The organism is Streptomyces sp. NPDC060028 (assembly GCF_042736725.1).
Lineage (GTDB): Bacteria > Actinomycetota > Actinomycetes > Streptomycetales > Streptomycetaceae > Streptomyces.
In genome coordinates this window covers 177,704-194,321 of the sequence record NZ_JBHWVJ010000005.1, presented here as the reverse complement: position 1 = coordinate 194,321, position 16,618 = coordinate 177,704, and the positions used below count along the sequence as shown (strand labels likewise).

19 protein-coding genes are annotated in these 16,618 nt (G+C 72.2%); 13 read left to right on the top strand and 6 right to left on the bottom strand.

What is annotated here, in order from left to right:
* Positions 1-84: 84 nt before the first annotated feature.
* The 4 genes from ACFWBF_RS04940 to ACFWBF_RS04925 all read left to right on the top strand — a co-directional run bounded on the left by ACFWBF_RS04940 (position 85) and on the right by ACFWBF_RS04925 (position 3,814).
* Positions 85-498 carry a DUF3151 domain-containing protein gene (locus ACFWBF_RS04940; RefSeq protein ID WP_385595252.1) on the top strand — a complete coding sequence of 138 codons (414 nt, stop codon included), beginning with the start codon at positions 85-87 and terminating at the stop codon, positions 496-498.
* A 186-nt stretch (positions 499-684) separates the two neighbouring features.
* Positions 685-1,533: a tryptophan 2,3-dioxygenase family protein gene (locus ACFWBF_RS04935; RefSeq protein ID WP_385595249.1), complete on the top strand. Its 849-nt coding sequence runs from the start codon at positions 685-687 to the stop codon at positions 1,531-1,533.
* Complete coding sequence (gene kynU, locus ACFWBF_RS04930) at positions 1,526-2,755, top strand: kynureninase (protein ID WP_385595246.1); 1,230 nt, start codon at positions 1,526-1,528, stop codon at positions 2,753-2,755. Before ACFWBF_RS04935 ends, kynU begins: the two co-directional genes overlap by 8 nt.
* A gap of 180 nt (positions 2,756-2,935) precedes the next feature.
* Complete coding sequence (locus tag ACFWBF_RS04925) at positions 2,936-3,814, top strand: alpha/beta hydrolase family protein (protein WP_385595244.1); 879 nt, start codon at positions 2,936-2,938, stop codon at positions 3,812-3,814.
* On the opposite strand, the gene ACFWBF_RS04920 is transcribed toward ACFWBF_RS04925, so the two are convergent.
* Positions 3,739-4,224, bottom strand: a complete 486-nt coding sequence (locus tag ACFWBF_RS04920; protein WP_385595241.1) for a hypothetical protein — start codon at positions 4,222-4,224, stop codon at positions 3,739-3,741. The genes ACFWBF_RS04925 and ACFWBF_RS04920 overlap by 76 nt on opposite strands.
* A gap of 125 nt (positions 4,225-4,349) precedes the next feature.
* Between ACFWBF_RS04920 and ACFWBF_RS04915 the strand changes: the two genes are divergently transcribed.
* The 5 genes from ACFWBF_RS04915 to ACFWBF_RS04895 all read left to right on the top strand — a co-directional run bounded on the left by ACFWBF_RS04915 (position 4,350) and on the right by ACFWBF_RS04895 (position 7,553).
* Complete coding sequence (locus tag ACFWBF_RS04915; protein ID WP_385595238.1) at positions 4,350-5,204, top strand: helix-turn-helix domain-containing protein; 855 nt, start codon at positions 4,350-4,352, stop codon at positions 5,202-5,204.
* A complete protein-coding gene (locus tag ACFWBF_RS04910) occupies positions 5,201-5,443 on the top strand; it encodes a DUF397 domain-containing protein (protein ID WP_385595236.1) in 243 nt (80 codons plus the stop codon). The genes ACFWBF_RS04915 and ACFWBF_RS04910 overlap by 4 nt, the downstream gene beginning before the upstream one ends.
* Positions 5,444-5,844: 401 nt before the next feature.
* Positions 5,845-6,657: an alpha/beta fold hydrolase gene (locus tag ACFWBF_RS04905; protein ID WP_385595233.1), complete on the top strand. Its 813-nt coding sequence runs from the start codon at positions 5,845-5,847 to the stop codon at positions 6,655-6,657.
* 249 nt (positions 6,658-6,906) lie between these two features.
* Entirely contained in the window at positions 6,907-7,155 is a 249-nt protein-coding gene (locus tag ACFWBF_RS04900) for a hypothetical protein (RefSeq protein WP_385595230.1), read from the top strand.
* Complete coding sequence (locus tag ACFWBF_RS04895; RefSeq protein WP_385595228.1) at positions 7,152-7,553, top strand: PIN domain-containing protein; 402 nt, start codon at positions 7,152-7,154, stop codon at positions 7,551-7,553. Before ACFWBF_RS04900 ends, ACFWBF_RS04895 begins: the two co-directional genes overlap by 4 nt.
* A 61-nt stretch (positions 7,554-7,614) precedes the next feature.
* On the opposite strand, the gene ACFWBF_RS04890 is transcribed toward ACFWBF_RS04895, so the two are convergent.
* Positions 7,615-8,898 carry an adenylosuccinate synthase gene (locus ACFWBF_RS04890; RefSeq protein WP_385595225.1) on the bottom strand — a complete coding sequence of 428 codons (1,284 nt, stop codon included), beginning with the start codon at positions 8,896-8,898 and terminating at the stop codon, positions 7,615-7,617.
* A gap of 184 nt (positions 8,899-9,082) precedes the next feature.
* Here ACFWBF_RS04890 and ACFWBF_RS04885 point away from each other — a divergent pair, with 184 nt between their 5' ends.
* Positions 9,083-9,928, top strand: a complete 846-nt coding sequence (locus ACFWBF_RS04885) for a diacylglycerol kinase (RefSeq protein WP_385595273.1) — start codon at positions 9,083-9,085, stop codon at positions 9,926-9,928.
* A gap of 50 nt (positions 9,929-9,978) precedes the next feature.
* Positions 9,979-10,509: a hypothetical protein gene (locus tag ACFWBF_RS04880; RefSeq protein ID WP_385595222.1), complete on the top strand. Its 531-nt coding sequence runs from the start codon at positions 9,979-9,981 to the stop codon at positions 10,507-10,509.
* A 47-nt stretch (positions 10,510-10,556) separates the two neighbouring features.
* On the opposite strand, the gene ACFWBF_RS04875 is transcribed toward ACFWBF_RS04880, so the two are convergent.
* Positions 10,557-11,066 (bottom strand): GbsR/MarR family transcriptional regulator, encoded by a 510-nt coding sequence (locus ACFWBF_RS04875; protein WP_385595219.1) that lies wholly within the window; start codon positions 11,064-11,066, stop codon positions 10,557-10,559.
* A 72-nt stretch (positions 11,067-11,138) separates the two neighbouring features.
* Here ACFWBF_RS04875 and ACFWBF_RS04870 point away from each other — a divergent pair, with 72 nt between their 5' ends.
* Entirely contained in the window at positions 11,139-12,041 is a 903-nt protein-coding gene (locus tag ACFWBF_RS04870; protein ID WP_385595216.1) for an ATP-binding cassette domain-containing protein, read from the top strand.
* Positions 12,038-13,612, top strand: a complete 1,575-nt coding sequence (locus ACFWBF_RS04865) for an ABC transporter permease (RefSeq protein WP_385595213.1) — start codon at positions 12,038-12,040, stop codon at positions 13,610-13,612. The genes ACFWBF_RS04870 and ACFWBF_RS04865 overlap by 4 nt, the downstream gene beginning before the upstream one ends.
* A 38-nt stretch (positions 13,613-13,650) precedes the next feature.
* On the opposite strand, the gene ACFWBF_RS04860 is transcribed toward ACFWBF_RS04865, so the two are convergent.
* From ACFWBF_RS04860 to ACFWBF_RS04850, 3 genes are all read right to left on the bottom strand, one after another.
* Positions 13,651-14,817 (bottom strand): GDSL-type esterase/lipase family protein, encoded by a 1,167-nt coding sequence (locus ACFWBF_RS04860; protein WP_385595211.1) that lies wholly within the window; start codon positions 14,815-14,817, stop codon positions 13,651-13,653.
* Positions 14,814-15,317, bottom strand: coding sequence for an FBP domain-containing protein (locus ACFWBF_RS04855; protein ID WP_385226876.1), 504 nt, complete (start codon positions 15,315-15,317; stop codon positions 14,814-14,816). The genes ACFWBF_RS04860 and ACFWBF_RS04855 overlap by 4 nt, the downstream gene beginning before the upstream one ends.
* A 74-nt stretch (positions 15,318-15,391) precedes the next feature.
* Positions 15,392-16,603: a cytochrome P450 gene (locus tag ACFWBF_RS04850; RefSeq protein WP_385595208.1), complete on the bottom strand. Its 1,212-nt coding sequence runs from the start codon at positions 16,601-16,603 to the stop codon at positions 15,392-15,394.
* Between the last annotated feature and the right edge of the window lie 15 nt (positions 16,604-16,618).

Here is a 16,618-nt window from a genome sequence, read left to right as displayed (position 1 = left end):
TCGCGAGACGGCGGGCCGGGCCCTTCGGTTTTCGCCCCCGGCCCGCCTCGCGGTCCCCGGGCCGCGATACCCCAGACTGGGCGCATGTCCATTCACCAGAACCTGCTCGGGGGCCCCGCCCCCACCCACCTCCCCGACGAGCCGGGCCGCGAGGCCCTCGCCGCGGGCACCCCCGCCGTCGAGGTGGCGGCCGCGCACCCCACCTCCTCCCTCGCCTGGGCGACCCTGGCCGACGAGGCCTTCGCCGCCGGCCGCACGGTCGAGTCGTACGCGTACGCCCGTACGGGCTACCACCGCGGCCTCGACGCCCTGCGCCGCGCCGGCTGGAAGGGCCACGGCCCGGTGCCGTGGGAGCACGAGCCGAACCGCGGCTTCCTGCGGGCCCTGAACGCGCTGGCCCGCGCGGCCGGGGAGATCGGCGAGAAGGAGGAGTACGAGCGCTGCTCGACCTTCCTGCGCGACTCCTCGCAGACGGCGGCGGACGTGCTCGGCGCCTGACGCGTACGCGGGTGTTCCGGCCGGGCTCCGTGTGGAGTCCGGCCGGAAGTGGAATGTGACCTACCTCACTCCCTATTGGAGCCTTCACCGGACCCGGTCTTATGATGCGGACAGGGGACCGGAGCTCCACTCACCTCACCGGAAGGAGCGGACCGCTACCCGGAAGCACGTGTCGAGGAGACAGCGATGTCGCACGCCCTTGATGCCTCCGGAGACGGCGGTTCGGACACCCCGAACCTCGACTTCGCCGGCACCACCCCGTACGAGGACTACGTCCAGGCGGACGTCCTGACCCACCTCCAGCACCTGCGCTCGGACGACCCGGGCGAGATGGTCTTCCTGGTGACGACCCAGGTCATGGAGCTGTGGTTCACGGTCATCGTCCACGAGTGGGAAACCGCCGCCCAGGCGCTGCGCGAGGACGACCTGCCGGTCGTGATGGACGCGCTGAAACGTTCCCTCCGGGAGCTGGAGGCCCTCAACTCCTCCTGGCGCCCCCTCGCCCAGCTCACCCCGGGCCAGTTCAACTCCTACCGCGCCGCCCTCGGCGAGGGCTCCGGCTTCCAGTCGGCGATGTACCGCCGGATGGAGTTCCTGCTCGGCGAGAAGTCCGCCTCCATGCTGGTCCCGCACCGCGGCGCCCCCCGCGTCCACGCGGAGCTGGAGAAGGCCCTGCACGAGCCCAGCCTCTACGACGAGGTCCTGCGCCTGCTCGCCCGCCGCGGGCTCCCGGTCCCCGAGTCGGTCCTCGGCCGCGACCTCTCGCAGCGCTACGAGCCTTCCCCCGAGGTCGAGGCCGTCTGGACGGCCCTGTACGCGGACCCCGACCGGCACCCGGACCTCCACCGCCTGGGCGAGGTCCTCACGGACGTGGCCGAACTGGTCTGGCGCTGGCGCAACGACCACCTGACCGCGACGCGCCGCGCGATGGGCGCGAAGACGGGAACGGGCGGCTCGGCAGGCGTGACCTGGCTGGAGAAGCGCGCCACGAAGAACGTCTTCCCGGAGCTCTGGACGGCCCGCAGCCATGTCTGACCCGACAGCGAACGCCGCCCCCGGCGGGTCCCGCCCGGCGGATCTCCAGGCCCGCGCGGCCCGGCTGGACGCCACCGACGAGCTCGCCAAGCTCCGCGACCGCTTCCAGCTCCCCGACGGAGTCGTCTACCTCGACGGCAACAGCCTCGGCGCACTGCCGGCCGGCGTCGCGCAGCGACTGGCCGAGGTCGTCACCCGGGAGTGGGGCACCAGCCTCATCGGCTCCTGGTCCGACGGCACCTGGTGGACCGCCCCCGAGCGCATAGGCGACAAACTCTCGCCGCTCATCGGCGCGGCCCCCGGCCAGACGGTCGTCGGCGACTCCACCAGCGTCAACCTCTTCAAGGCCCTGGTCGGCGCCGCCCGTCTCGCGGGCCCCGGCCGGACCCGGATGCTGGTCGACGCCGCCACCTTCCCGACCGACGGCTACATCGCCGGGTCCGCGGCCCGGATGACCGGCCTGACCGTGGTCCCCACCGACCCGGCGGACGTCCCCGCGGCGCTCGGCGAGGACACCGCCGTGGTGCTCCTGAACCACGCCGACTACCGCACCGGCCGCCTGCACGACCTCCCCGCCCTCACCCGCGCGGCGCACGCCGCCGGCGCCGTCACCGTCTGGGACCTGTGCCATTCCGCCGGCGCGCTCCCCGTCGGCCTCGACGCCCACGCCGTGGACCTGGCGGTCGGGTGCACGTACAAGTACCTCAACGGCGGCCCCGGCGCGCCCGCGTACCTGTACATCGCCGCCCGCCACCAGCAGGCCTTCGACTCCCCGCTGCCCGGCTGGAACGGCCACGCGGACCCCTTCGCGATGACCCCGGACTACGCGCCGGCCGCGGGGGCCACCCGCGGCCGCGTCGGCACCCCGGACATCCTGTCGATGCTCGCCCTGGAGTCGGCGCTCGACGCCTGGGACGGGGTGTCCATCGAGGCGGTCCGGGCCAAGTCCCTCGCGCTGACGGACTTCTTCCTGGAGTGCGTCGCGGCGTACGTCCCCGAGGGCGCGGTGGAGTCGGTGACCCCCGCCGAGCACGCCCACCGTGCCAGCCAGGTCTCGCTGCGCACCGAGAACGCCCGTGAGGTCATGGCGGAGCTCATCTCCAGGGGGGTCGTCGGGGACTTCCGCGCCCCCGACGTCCTGCGCTTCGGCTTCACCCCGCTCTACGTCGGTTTCGCCGACGCGGAGCGCGCAGCGCGCACGTTGGGTCACATTTTCGGGTGACCCTCTAGAGAAACGTCACATCACCGGGCGGGCGGGGCTACGGCTCCGCCCGCCCGCGTGCATGGCGTACCCCGCACGGATCGCCCCGTTCCAGCCTGATACGGTCCCGCTCTGCCGGAACACCGGAACAACCGGAACATCTGTCCCCGCTGTCCCACGCGTTACCGAGAGGTTGAGCCGATGACGGACCCCGCAGCGGAACGGGACGCCACCGAGGCCGCCTCGGCCTTCTCCCATCCGCCGGTCGCCCCCGACGCGACGGCGGCCTACGGTGAACACCCCGACCAGGTCGTCGATTTCTACGCCCCGCGCGGCGACGGGCCCCACGTCCCGGCCCCGCTCGTCGTGGTCCTGCACGGCGGCGCCTGGCGCGCCCCGTACGACCGGCAGCACATCACCCCCTTCGTGGACTTCCTGGCCCGCCGGGGTTTCGCCGTGGCCAATGTCGAGTACCGGCGCGGCAGTTCGCTGCCGCACCAGAACGCAGAGGGCCCGATCGCCGGGCGGTGGCCCGAGACCTTCGACGACGTCGCCGCGGCGATGGACGCCCTCCCGGGGCTGGCCGGGGCCGCGCTGCCGCAGGCCGACTCCCGCCGCGTGGTGATCACCGGCCACTCCGCCGGCGGACACCTCGCCCTGTGGGCCGCGGCCCGGCACGTACTGCCGGCCGGGTCCCCGTGGCGGCTGCCTTCCGCGCCGCTGCTGCGCGGCGTGGTGGCTCTGGCCCCCATCGCGGACTTCGGGGTCGCCGAGGAGTTGGGCGTGTGCGGCGGGGCGTCGGGGCAATTGCTGGGCGGCGGGGCGTTCTTCGAGGAGCGCCGCCCGTACGCCGACCCGGCGGCGCTGCTCCCGACGGGCATCGCCACGGCGGTGGTGCAGGGCCGGGAGGACATCGTGGTCCCGCACGCGGTGGCGGAGTCGTACGTGGCGGCGGCCGCGCAGGCGGGGGAGATGGTCGGGCTGACCCTGCTGGACGGGATCGGTCACTTCCCGCTGATCGACCCCGCGGCGGACGCCTGCGCGGTGGTCGCGGAGGAGATCTCGCAACTCGCCTGGTAGAGCCCGGCGGCCCGGTACAGGAGCAGCGCGTGCACGAAGCGGTCCTCCGCGGTCGGCCGACACCGCCAGGCGAGCGGCCATGAGCCTTCCAGTTCGGGTACGGGGATGTAGGTGGTGCGGCGGGGCCCGGAGGCGAGCCGGGTGAACCCGGGCGGCCAGACGCGGTACGCGGCGCTGCCGACGGAGATCAGGAAGTAGACGGGGCGCCGTCCGTTGCTCTGGACCACGATCGGCCCGGGGTCACCGCCAGTGAGCGTGACGAGCAGGTCGGCGAGGTCCCGTCCCATGTCACCGTCCACGCGTAGCGCGTCAAATTGCACTCCTGCCTTGCGAATTCCGATGCCGGAGGCCGGAATCCAGCTGGGGGTGGGGGAGTTGGGCGTGACGGGGGAGTGACTTTCCGTGTTCATGCGTCCAGCTTGATGGGTGAGGTCTAGCGTTTTCCATATCCCGGACTTGAGGGCTCAGAACTCTGGGATAACGCCGCCATGCGGTGGAGACCGTTTGAGTTCGTTTGAGTTCGGGGGTGTTCGCATTGGCCAAGGCAGACGGCAACAAGGACAAGGAACGGGACGAGGACGACCGCCATGCGACGTCCTTGATCGCGGAGATCGCCCGCATCCTGCGACTGGAGAAGGGCCTGACCCAGGAGGAGCTGGGGGTGCTCATCGGGTACACGGGCTCGGCCATCAGCGCCATGGAGACCGGGGCGCAACCGGCGAGCGACGTGATGCTGGAGCGGCTGGAGACGGCGATCGGGGACAGGCGCAAGATCTTCGAGGTGGCGCGCAAGTACGTGCTGATGGAGAAGTACCCGGTGCGTTTCCGGAGCTTCTCGCAGATGGAGGCGTCGGCGCACACGATCTCGTCGTACGAGACCTTGGTCGTGGACGGGCTCTTCCAGACGGAGGAGTACGCGCGGGCGCTGATCGGGGGCGGCTACCCGCCGGTCTCGGAGGCCAAGGCGGCGGAACTGGTCGAGGCCCGCATGGCGCGCAAGAAGCTCTTCGACCGCGATCCGACGGCGATGATCGAGCTGATCCTCGAAGAGGGGGTCCTGACCCGCCCCTTTGGGGACCGGGAGGTCATGCGCGAGCAGCTGCTCTCCCTCGCCAAGGACGCCCAGCGCGACAACGTGACCGTGCAGGTGCTGCCCAAGGACCGCGGCCTGAAGGGCAGCTACGCGGGCGCCCGCGGCCCGATGAAGCTGGTGGAGACCAAGGACCACGAGCACGTGGTCTACCTGGAGATCGAGGACGAGAGCATCCTCATCAGCAACCGGGCCAAGGTCTCCAGGCTGTTCCAGCGGTATGCGAAGATCCGCGCACAGGCACTGAGCCCCGATGAATCCCTGGGTCTCATCGAGCGGTTGGCGGGAGAACGGAAATGAGCACCAGCACCCTGCGGTGGTTCAAGTCGAGCTACAGCGACGACGGCGGCGGGAACTGCGTCGAGGTCGCCTGCGCCTGGCGGAAGTCGAGTTACAGCAGCCCCAACGGCGGGGACTGCATCGAGGTGGCCGAGTGTGCGACCGCCGTGCACGTGCGGGACTCCAAGAACCTCGGGCCCAGCTTCGCCGTCACGGCAACGGCATGGGCCGAGTTCGCCGGATGGGCGGGGCGGCCGTGACCTGGTGGGAGCTGGCGGGGGAGGCCCCGGACGGGACCGGGAAGTGACCCCCGGGTGCCCGGTCAGTCCAAGTGTCCTCCCGGGGCGGCGGCCGGCCTCAAGGGCGCTCCTTCGTCGCGTCGCTGCGCGATGGCCTTCGGCCACCCTTGACCCCGGCCACCGCCCCGGAATGCCACAGACTGTCCGGTCCCCCGGGGGGGAGGGCGGGCAGGGCGACAGCCCCGGCTGTGCCATCCGTCCGCGCCTCCCCGGCCCGCCGTGCTCGCTGCCGTGTCCACGACGCTGACGGACGGTGCTCCTGGGAGGCGGCAAGTCGATCTTCCCGGCCGACGGTGGCCTCCGTACACGTGTGTACCTATCGGCCCGTTAAGCAGTAGGTCCGCCCTGGTAGGAGTCAGGGCATGCCGTTCATGCGCGCAGGCCTGAATCTCTACTACGAGGTCACCGGCGAGGGCGATCCGCTCGTCCTCGTCCACGGATCCTGGAACGACCACACGTCGTGGCAGCCGGCGATCGAGGCCGATTTCCGGGCGTCGTTCCGGGTGGTCAGCTATGACCGCCGTGGTCACGGTCAGAGCGAAGCGGGGGCGGGCCGGGGCACGCGTCGGCAGGACGAGGACGACCTGGCCGCCCTGATCGAGCAGCTCGGCCCCGCACCGGCGCACGTGGCGGGCAACTCCTTCGGCGGCATCATCGCGCTCGGCCTGGCCGCCCGCCGCCCCGAGCTGTTGCGCAGCATCATGGTCCACGAGCCCCCGCTCGTCTCGCTCGTGGCCGACGACCCGGCCGCGATGCGGGAACTCGCTCCGACGCAGGCCACGATCGCCACAGTCCTCGACCACCTCCGCGAGGGCGAGCACGAAGCGGGCGCGCGGCTCTTCGTCGAACAGGTCGCGATGGGCCCCGGCACGTGGGACGGGCTCCCCGCCCAGGTCCGCGAGAAGTTCGTGGACAACGCCCTCACCTGGCTGGACGAACAGTCCGACCCCGACTGGTCCGCGCTCGACCTCACGGCCCTCTCCCGCTGCACCGCCCCGGTCCTCCTGAGCCATGGCACCGACAGCCCGGCTTGGTTCACGAGGATCCTCGACCGCCTGGCCGAAGCCCTCCCCCAGGCCCACCGCCAAACGATCGAAGGCGCGGGCCACATCCCCCACGTCACCCACCCCGACGAGTACGTAGCCACCCTCACCCACTTCCTCCAGCAGGCATGACCCCAGACGGCGGTCAGCCGCTTGGCCGGGAGAAGCGCGTAGCGATCTGACGGGCCCGGCCTCCCGCCGGGGTCCCTGGAGAGCCCGCTCCTGAACAGCGAACCGACCGGCCCGCCCGGAGGGACGCCCCGGACCCCCGTTACACCACCGCGCACCCGGGTACCGGTCGACCGCCCCCGCCTCGCTCCTTCAGGCGAAGCATCGGCATATGCCTGCCCTCGCGCGTGCATACCGGAATACGCGCGAGCTATGTCAGGGACTACGCGCATCACCGTGACGCTGCCCACCGAGCAGGTGGAAGCGCTCCGCACGATGACGGACAACATCTCCGGATACGTGGCCGAGGCTGTTGCGCGCCACATCCGGCGTCATCTGCTGGGCGAAGACCTCCGCCGTTACCAGGAGGAGCACGGCGCCTTCACGGACGAGGAAATGGCTGCGGCCAGAGCCGAACTCTTCGGTCCGCCCGAGGCCGGTGAAGTGGCAAACGCCGCATGACCGGGTCCGTCGAGACGGTTGTGCTCGACGCTCAGTGCCTCTCGGCATGGATCGCACAGGATCGCAAGGTGATGTCGCGATCCGCGCTCTATCACTCGCTGGGGGCGAGTCTCGTTGTATGTGCCAACACGATCGTGGAAGTCAGCCACTCGCGCTTGAGCACCGCAAAGCTGGACTGGGCCCTGTCCCGGGTCAGGATCGAACCCGTCACCGAGCAGACGGCCAGATCCGCAGCGCGGCTCTTCAAAACCGCCGGCCTGCACGGCCACAAGCACGCGATCGATGCCACGGTCGCCGAGATGGCGCTGCGCCAGCCCGGACCGGTGGTCATGCTGACCTCGGACGTGGAGGACATGGCAGTGCTCTGCGGCGACCGGGTCAAGCTCGTCGGGATGTGACGCCGAAGGGGGCGGGACGCTCGGTGCGTCCCGCCCCCTTCGGGCGGCCTGTGGGCGAGGCCTACAGGAACGAGTTGATCTCGATCGTCTCGGTGCGGCCGGGGCCGACGCCGATCGCGGAGATCGGGGCGCCCGACATCTCCTCAAGGGCCTTGACGTACGCCTGGGCGTTCTTCGGGAGGTCCGCGAAGGTCTTGGCCTTGGTGATGTCCTCGGACCAGCCGGGGAGGGTTTCGTAGATCGGCTTCGCGTGGTGGAAGTCGGTCTGCGAGTACGGGAGCTCCTCGACGCGCTTGCCGTCGATCTCGTACGCGACGCACACCGGGATCTCCTCCCAGCCGGTCAGCACGTCCAGCTTGGTGAGGAAGAAGTCCGTCAGGCCGTTCACGCGGGTCGCGTAGCGCGCGATCGGGGCGTCGAACCAGCCGCAGCGGCGGTCGCGTCCGGTGGTCACGCCGCGCTCGCCGCCGATGCGGCGCAGGGCCTCGCCGTCCTCGTCGAACAGCTCGGTCGGGAACGGACCCGCACCCACACGGGTGGTGTAGGCCTTGAGGATGCCGATGACGCGACTGATCTTCGTCGGGCCGACGCCCGTACCCGTGCAGGCGCCGCCCGCGGTCGGGTTCGAGGAGGTGACGAAGGGGTAGGTGCCGTGGTCGACGTCGAGCAGGGTGCCCTGGCCGCCCTCGAAGAGCACGACCTTGTCCTCGTCCAGCGCGTTGTTGAGGATCAGGGTGGTGTCGGCGACGTAGCCCTTGATCTGGTCCGCGTACTGGAGCATCTCCTCGACGATCGCGGAGGCCTCGATCGCGCGGCGGTTGTACAGCTTCGCGAGGAGCTGGTTCTTGCCCTCCAGCGCCGCTTCGACCTTCTGGATGAGGATCGACTCGTCGTAGAGGTCCTGGACCCGGATGCCGATGCGGTTGATCTTGTCCGCGTAGGTCGGGCCGATGCCGCGGCCGGTCGTACCGATCTTGCGCTTGCCGAGGAAGCGCTCGCCGACCTTGTCGAGGGTGACGTTGTACGGCGTGATCAGGTGCGCGTTGCCGCTGAGGAGCAGCTTGGAGGTGTCGATGCCGCGCTCGTTCAGGCCGCGCAGCTCGGAGAGCAGGACGGCCGGGTCGACGACGACACCGTTGCCGATGACCGGGGTGCATCCGGGGGAGAGGATGCCGGAGGGGAGAAGGTGCAGTGCGTACTTCTGGTCGCCTACGACGACCGTGTGGCCGGCGTTGTTGCCGCCCTGGTAGCGCACCACATAGTCAACGGATCCACCGAGCAGGTCGGTGGCCTTTCCCTTGCCCTCGTCACCCCACTGAGCTCCGAGCAGCACAAGAGCGGGCACAGGCGTACACCTCTTCCGGATGGGGCATGTCCAAGGTCAGGGGGCGTACGACGATGTACACCGCAGGCTGAGCCGTCGGACCGGTACCCCGGAATAGACGAAGGCCCTGGCGCAATAGCGCAAGGGCCTCTTGCACAAAGATGCTACCCGAGGAAGGACCGAGGTGTCGGCTCCAGAGCCCACCATGAGCCATGCGGGCGCGCCGGTAGGCGGCCTGCTCGTGCTCGTCGACCCGGTCGCCCGCCGTCTTGACGGCGAGTCCGTGCGGATCGCGAAAGATGTGTTGTCAGCCGGAGCTGCGGCGAAAATCTGCCTCCCGGATTCACAGGAGGAGTTTGCGCGGGCCCTTGCCCGCCGGGGTCATCGGCAGCCGGTGATCGTGGGCGACGACCGGGCGCTCGTACGGGCCGTGGGGCTGCTGTACCGGGAGCGGGCGCTGTCCCACGGGGCTGTTTCCCTGATCCCCGTGGGGCAGCCGGGGTCGCTGGTGCTGGCGAGGCTGCTGGGGGTGCCACTGTCGGCCGTGTCGGCCGCGCGGGCGGTCCTGGACGGCACCGTCGGCACGCGGGACCTGCTGGTCGACGACAGCGACGGGGTGGTGCTGGGCGGGCTCAGCATTCCACCCGTCCGGGCGGTACCCCGTCCGGCGGGGCCCTCGGTGTGGAGCGCGTACCGCTCGCTGGTCCGCACCCTCGTGCGGCCTCCGGTGGGTGAGGGCCCGGGCGCGTCCAGGGCCCCGGGAGTGGGGCACCGGCTGCGCGTGGAGGCCGACGGGGTGGTGCTCGCGGACGTGGACCGGCTGGTGGATGACGTCTCCGTGACGCCGCGGGAGGGCGACGGCCTCGCCGAGGTGGTCGTCCGGATGGGCACGGGCCCCGGCTCGGTGGTCCGTACGCGGGCCACCGCCGTGACGGTCTCGGGTGCGGACTTCCGCTACCGCGCCGACGCGGCGGTCACCGGCCCGGTCCGGCGGCGTACGTGGACCCTGCGGCCGGGGGCGTGGGCGCTGACGCTGCCGCACCAGCGGTGAGCGGCCCGCCGCCTCCTCCTCCGGCCTCGCCGTCGCCCCCGGCGCGGACCGTGGCGGTGGAGCTGGGGGAGTGGCGGCGCGAGGGGTTGCTGCTGTGCCTGCTGCCGGTGTTCTGCTGGCCGGCGGTGGTGGGGAGCCTGCTGACCCGGCCCGTGTGGCTCGCGGGGGTGTTGCTGGCGGTGCTGGCGTGCCCGGTGGGGCTCGGCCTGCGGGAGCTGTACGCCGCCCGGCGCGTGCGGCGCGCGCTGCGGCGGCCGGGGCCGGGTCCCGGGCCGGGGCCGGGCTGGGTGGCGTACGACGCGGAGGTGGTCCGGCTCACCGCAGCGCTGCCGGTCCGCGTCCTGGTGCTGGTGCCGGACGGCCGCGTGCTGAGCCTGGGGCTCACGTGGCGCCCGCCCCTCGGGCCGGCCCCGGTCCGGCTGGGGCCGGGCGGCGCCGCCTGGATCCCGGCGGGCCGCCGCGCGCTCGGCTTCGCCCGGCCGCTGCGCCGGCCCTGGGCGGCCGTCTACCGGCCGCGTGCCGCTGCCGCTGCCGGTGCCGCTGCCGGTGCTCGGCGCGGGCAACACGCTGATCGACCCTGACGCGGGCCGCCAGGGCTGCGGCCGCCCCGGCCAGCCCGGTCACAGCACTAGCCCAGGTCGAGGGTGGCGCGGTGGGTGCGCCAGCGGTCCATCAGGCCGAGCAGTTCGTGCTGCATGAACTCGAAGAACGCCGCCGTCTCGGCGATCCGGGCGCCCGCCGGGGAGTCGGCGCCGAGGCCGGCCACGCCCTCGCGGAGGGTCTTCTCCCACAGGGTCAGGATCTGGTCCCGCCGCGTGAAGGTCTCGTACCAGAGCTCGTTGTGCAGGACGTAGCGGTCCCGGCGGGAGCCCGGCTCGCGCTCGCGGCTGACCATGTTGACCTGGGTCAGGTACGACACGGCCCCCGACACCGCCGCCGGGCTGATCCGCAGGGCCTCGCTCAGCTCGGCCGAGGTCATCGCCCCTTCGTCGCTGGCGAGCAGCTGCGCGAAGACGCGCGCCGCCATCCGCTGCATCCCCGCCTCGGTCAACTGCGCGGCGAACCGCTCCACGAAGCGGGAGACCGCTCCCTCGTCCCGTACGTCCGCTGCCGCCGCTGCCGCGTCTGGTTTCGCCATGTTCGCCACGCTCCAGACTTTACGTGATTTCTGAGCTTCACAAGTTTGTGAAAGTAGCGTACGTTCAGAAGTATGACGAAGGCAATCAGCGTTGCCGCACTCCACAAGGCGTTCGGCCGCACGCGCGCACTGGACGGACTCGACCTCCAGGTGGCCACCGGCGAGGTCCACGGCTTCCTCGGCCCCAACGGCGCCGGCAAATCCACCGCAATCCGCGTCCTGCTCGGCCTGCTGCGCGCCGACTCCGGCACCGCCGAACTCCTCGGCGGCGACCCGTGGGCCGACGCCGTCGAACTCCACCGCCGCATCGCCTACGTCCCCGGCGACGTCACCCTGTGGCGCAACCTCTCCGGCGGCGAGGTCATCGACCTGTACGGGCGCCTGCGCGGCGGCCGCGCGGGCCTCGACCGGGCCCGGCGGGCCGAGCTGATCGAGCGGTTCGAGCTGGACCCGACCAAGAAGGGGCGTACCTACTCCAAGGGCAACCGTCAGAAGGTCGCCCTCGTCGCCGCCTTCGCCTCCGACGTCGAGCTCCTCATCCTCGACGAACCCACCTCCGGCCTCGACCCGCTGATGGAGGAGGTCTTCCAGGGCTGCGTCGCCGAGGCCCGCGCCGCCGGCCGCACCATCCTGCTCAGCTCGCACGTCCTGAGCGAGGTCGAGACCCTCTGCGACCGCGTCAGCATCATCCGCAAGGGCCGCACGGTCGAGACCGGCAGCCTCGCCGAGCTGCGCCACCTCACCCGTACGTCGATCAGCGCCGAGCTCGCCGGGCCGCCGAACGGCATCGCGCACCTGCCGGGCGTGTACGACGTACAGGTGCAGGGGCTGAAGGTCCGCCTCCAGGCCGACACGGACAAGCTGGACGCCGTACTGCGCTCCCTCACCGCGTCCGGCGTGCGGTCGCTCACCTCGACCCCGCCGACCCTCGAAGAGCTCTTCCTGCGGCACTACACGGAAGAGGCCTCGCGATGAGGAACCAACTCGCCGGTACGGGAGCCCTGTTGCGTCTCGCGCTGCGCCGCGACCGCATCATGATGCCCGTCTGGGTCCTGGTCTTGGCCATGCTCGTGCTGAGCCTGCCGGGCGCCCTCGAATCGGTGTACGGGACGCCCGCCGAACGGGCCGACCTCGTCCGCACGATGGGCACCAACGGCTCGCTGCGAGCCCTGTACGGCCCCCTCTTCGGCGATTCCGTCGGCGCCCTGACCGCCTGGCGCGGCGGGGTCTTCGCCGGGGTGCTCGCCGGGGTGATGAGCCTGGTCATCGTGGTCCGGCACACCCGCGAGGAAGAAGAGACGGGACGTCAGGAACTGCTCTGCGCCGCCATGGTGGGGCGCAGGGCCCCGCTGACGGCGGCGCTGCTGGCGGCGCTCGTCGCCAACGCCGCGGTCGCCGTGCTGGTGACGGCCGGGCTGGCGGGCCGGGGCGCGGGCGGCGCGTCGGCCCTGGGCCTCGGCATCGGGGCCACCGGGATGCTCTTCGCGGGGCTGGCCGCCGTCGCGGCGCAGCTCAGCGAGAGCGCGCGGCTCGCCAAGGGGCTCACGGGGGCGCTGCTCGGCGCGGCCTTCGTACTGCGCGCCGCGGGGGACGCGGGGTCCGCCACCGGTTCGAGCGCACTGACCTGGGTCTCGCCGCTGGGCTGGCTGGAGCACGTACGGGCCTTCGCGGACGAACGCTGGTGGGTGCTCGCCCTCTTCGCGGCGGCCACGGCCGGGCAGGTGGCGGTGGCGTACGCAGGCGCGGGCCGGCGCGACCTGGGCATGGGCTTCCTTCCGGCGCGGCCCGGCCCGGCGCGGGGCCGGCTCGGCAGTGCGGGCGCCCTGGCGTGGCGGCTGCAGCGCGGGGGCCTGCTGGGGTGGAGCCTCGGGTTCCTGGCCGCCGGGGTGGTGTTCGGCCGGATGACGGACGGCGCCGCCGAGCTGGTCGGCGACAACGAGAACTCGCGCCGGATCATCGAGCGGATGGGCGGGCAGAGCGGGCTCACCGACGCGTTCCTCGCCACCATGGCCGGGATGTTCGGGATGGTGGCGGCCCTGTACATCGTCTCGGCGGTGCTGCGGCTGAGCGGCGAGGAGGCCGGGCAGCGGGCCGAACCACTGCTCGCGGGCGCCGTCGGGCGGCTGCGCTGGGCCGGCGGGCACCTGGCCGTCGCCTTCGGCGGCTCGGCCCTGATCCTGCTGCTGGCGGGGCTCGGCCTGGGCCTCGGGCACGGCGAGGGCATCGGCCCCGCCGTCGGGGCGACCCTCGTCCAGCTCCCCGCCGTCTGGGTGATCGGGGCGCTGGCCGCCCTGCTGTACGGCGCGGCCCCCACGTACGCGGTCGCCGCCTGGGCGGTGGCGGGGGCCGCACTGGCCCTCGGCTGGGTCGGGCCCGCGCTGAACCTCCCGCAGGCGGTCATGGACCTGTCGCCCTACGCCCACCTGCCGAAGCTCCCGGGGGCCGAGACCCTGACCTGGGCCCCGCTGCCGACGCTGACCGCCCTGGCGGCGGCGCTGCTGGCGGCGGGCCTGGCCGCGCTGCGCCGGCGGGACCTGGTGGCCTGAGGAAGCCTCCGGACCAGCGGGTCCCGCCTCGGCCGGGCTCAGCCTTCGGCGGCGGCGAACGGTCCGGCGGCGCCGAAGGCCTGCTCGGCGAAGCGCTCGCCGATGCGGCGGTGGCCGGCGGGATCGGGGTGGAGCGCGTCGGGCAGCGGCAGTTCGGCGAAGTCCGCTTCTCCGTAGAGCGAGCGGCCGTCGAGGTAGTGCAGGTTCGGGTCGTCGGCCGCCCGCGCGGCGGTGATGCCGGCGAGGGCGTCCCGGATGACGTTGAGCGTCAGCCGGCCGGGGTCCGAGGGGTCGCCGGTGGCCCGGAAGCTCAGCTTCCCGTCGGCGTAGTCCGGGGCGATGGGGCCCGGGGTGTCCTCCTGGATGGGGCAGAGGACGGGGGAGAGCACCAGCAGCGGCGTGGTCGGGTGCCCCTCGCGGATGGTGTCGAGGAAACCGTGGACCGCCGGGCCGAAGGCGCGCAGGCGCATCAGGTCGGTGTTGGCCAGGTTGATGCCGATCTTGACGCTGATCAGGTCCGCGGGGGTGTCGCGCATGGTGCGCGCCACGAACGGGTCGAGCAGGGCGTTGCCGCCGAAACCCAGGTTGATCAGCTCCACGCCGGCCCGGCGGGCGGCCACGGCCGGCCAGGTCTCGGTCGGGCTCTCGGCGGTGGACCCGTGGCTGATCGAACTTCCGTGGTGCAGCCACACCCGGCGGCCGAGGTCCGGCGCGGCCTCGACCGGGGCATCGGTGCGCAGGGCGATCACCTCGGTGATCTCGTTCTGCGGGAGCCAGATCTCGACGTCCTTCAGGCCGGCGGGCAGCTCGGCGAACCGGGCGGTGCCGGCCGGACCGGGCGTGGTGGCCGCCGACCAGGTGGCCATGTCGATGGTGTGGAGATTGCCGCCGGCCACGCTCGTCCGGTCGACGAGCCGGCCGTCCACGAGCAGGTCGTACACGCCGTCCGGGCGGGCCGGGCCGCCCCGGTAGACCGTCTTCGTGGGGAGCACGTCCAGCTCCACCGCCGTGGCCCGGGTGCGGAACGCCAGGCGCACACCGGAGGGCTGCGCCTGCGTCATGGCCAGGTTCTGATCGGGGAACTGCTTGCGCGCCCAGGCGGGCAGCCGGTGCGGCAGCACGCCCCGCGCGGTGCGTTCCACATCGATGGCGCCGCGCAGCAGGCCGGCGTCGACCGGCGTGGTGATCCAGTCCGCGGCGCTCATGACGCGATCACCCTGGCGACGAAGGCGTCCAGGTTCCCCGACATGCGCGCGATGCGCTCGTCGAGGGTCAGGGACTCCTCGTACCGCACCGTACGCAGCTTCGGCTGCCGCTTGCCCCGCAGGTACAGGGGGCAGGCGAGGTCCGAGCAGATGTAGGTGCCGACCGTGTTGCCCTCGCGGCCGGCCGCGCCGGCCAGGGGGGCGACGAGCAGGGTGGTCCCGGAGGAGGCGTGGCCCGTCAGGCAGACCTGGCACAGGCTCGACTTCATCGCGCTGGTGCGGCTGATGGCGGGCACGCGCAGGGAGATCCCCAGCGGCCCCTGCTCCCGGGGCAGCACGAGATGGGCTCGCAGTGGTGCACCGGGGTCCACCCAGCCCAGGAAGTCCAGGTCCTGCCAGGGCAGTTCGGCGAAGTCGAGAGGCAAACGCAGGCGTGCCGCCTCGCCCTTGGTGCAGTTCACGAAGGACGAACGGATCTGTTTCTCACTGAGCGGTTCCACGGTCGTCGACCCTATGTCCGTACCAAAGCCCCTGCACCTCGATATTGCGTGATGTCGTGATGTGCGGTTCGGCCCTAGAACTCGACCACGAGCTCCCGCAGCCCCCGCATGACGTACCCGTCCTGCCACTGCGGCTCCCGGACCAGCCGCAGCGGCGGGATCCCGTCCGCCAGCAGCGCCCCGAAGGACGCGACCAGCTCCCGCCGGGCGAGCGGCGCGCCCAGGCAGTAGTGGATCCCGGCCCCGAAGCTCAGATGCGGATTGTCGGCCCGTACGAGGTCCAGGGCGTCGGCATCCGCGAAACGCGCCGGGTCCCGGTTCGCGGACCCGAAGAGCAGCGCGACCTCGGCTCCGCGGGGGATGGCGGTGTCCCCGATGTGGATGTCGTCCAGGACCCAGCGCTCGAACATCTGCAGGGGAGTGTCGTAGCGCAGAAGTTCATCCACAGCTGTGGACAACTTTTCGGGGTCCGCCCGGAAGGTGCGCAGCAGCTCCAGCTGCGCCGGATTGCGGAACAGCGCCCACCAGCCGTTGGCCGTGGCATTGACGGTCGCCTCGTGCCCGGCATTGAGCAGAAGGACGCAGGTGGAGACCATCTCCTGCTCGCTGAGCCGGCCGCCCTCATCGTGGGCGGCGATCATGCCGGAGATCAAATCGCCTCCGGGCCGCCCCCGCCGGTCGGCGATCAGCCCGCGCAGGTAGTCGCTGAACTCCACGCTCGCCCGCACGGCCCGTCGCGCCGTCTCCTCGTCGGGCCGCAGCTCGAACATCCCGCAGATGTCCGCCGACCAAGGCCGCAGCAGCCCCCGGTCCGCCTCCGGCACCCCGAGCAGCTCCGCGATCACCGCGACGGGCAACGGTTCGGCGACGGCGGTGAGCAGATCCCCGCCCCCGTCGGACACCAGCCGCCCGACCAGCTCCCGTGCCAGCCGCTCGACGGCGGGCGCGAGCTGCTCGACGGTGCGCGGGGTGAAGGCCTTCGCCACCAGCCGCCGCACCCGCGCATGCGCGGGGTCCTCCAGGTCCAGCAGGCCGGTCCCGTTGAGCACGTGGAACGGCTCGTGCTCGGCCGGCGGAGCCTGCCGCCCGAACGCCTCGTGGGTGAAGCGGTGCAGATACGTGCGCCCGAGCCGCCGGTCTCGCAGCAGCGCGCTCACATCGGCGTGATGCGGCACCAGCCACTGCCCGGTGGCCTCACACCACACGGCCCGTCCCCGCTCCCGTAACTCCCGGTAGGCGGGGTACGGATCGGCGACGAACGCGGCATCCCACGGATCAAAGCCCATCCCCGCAGCCTAAGG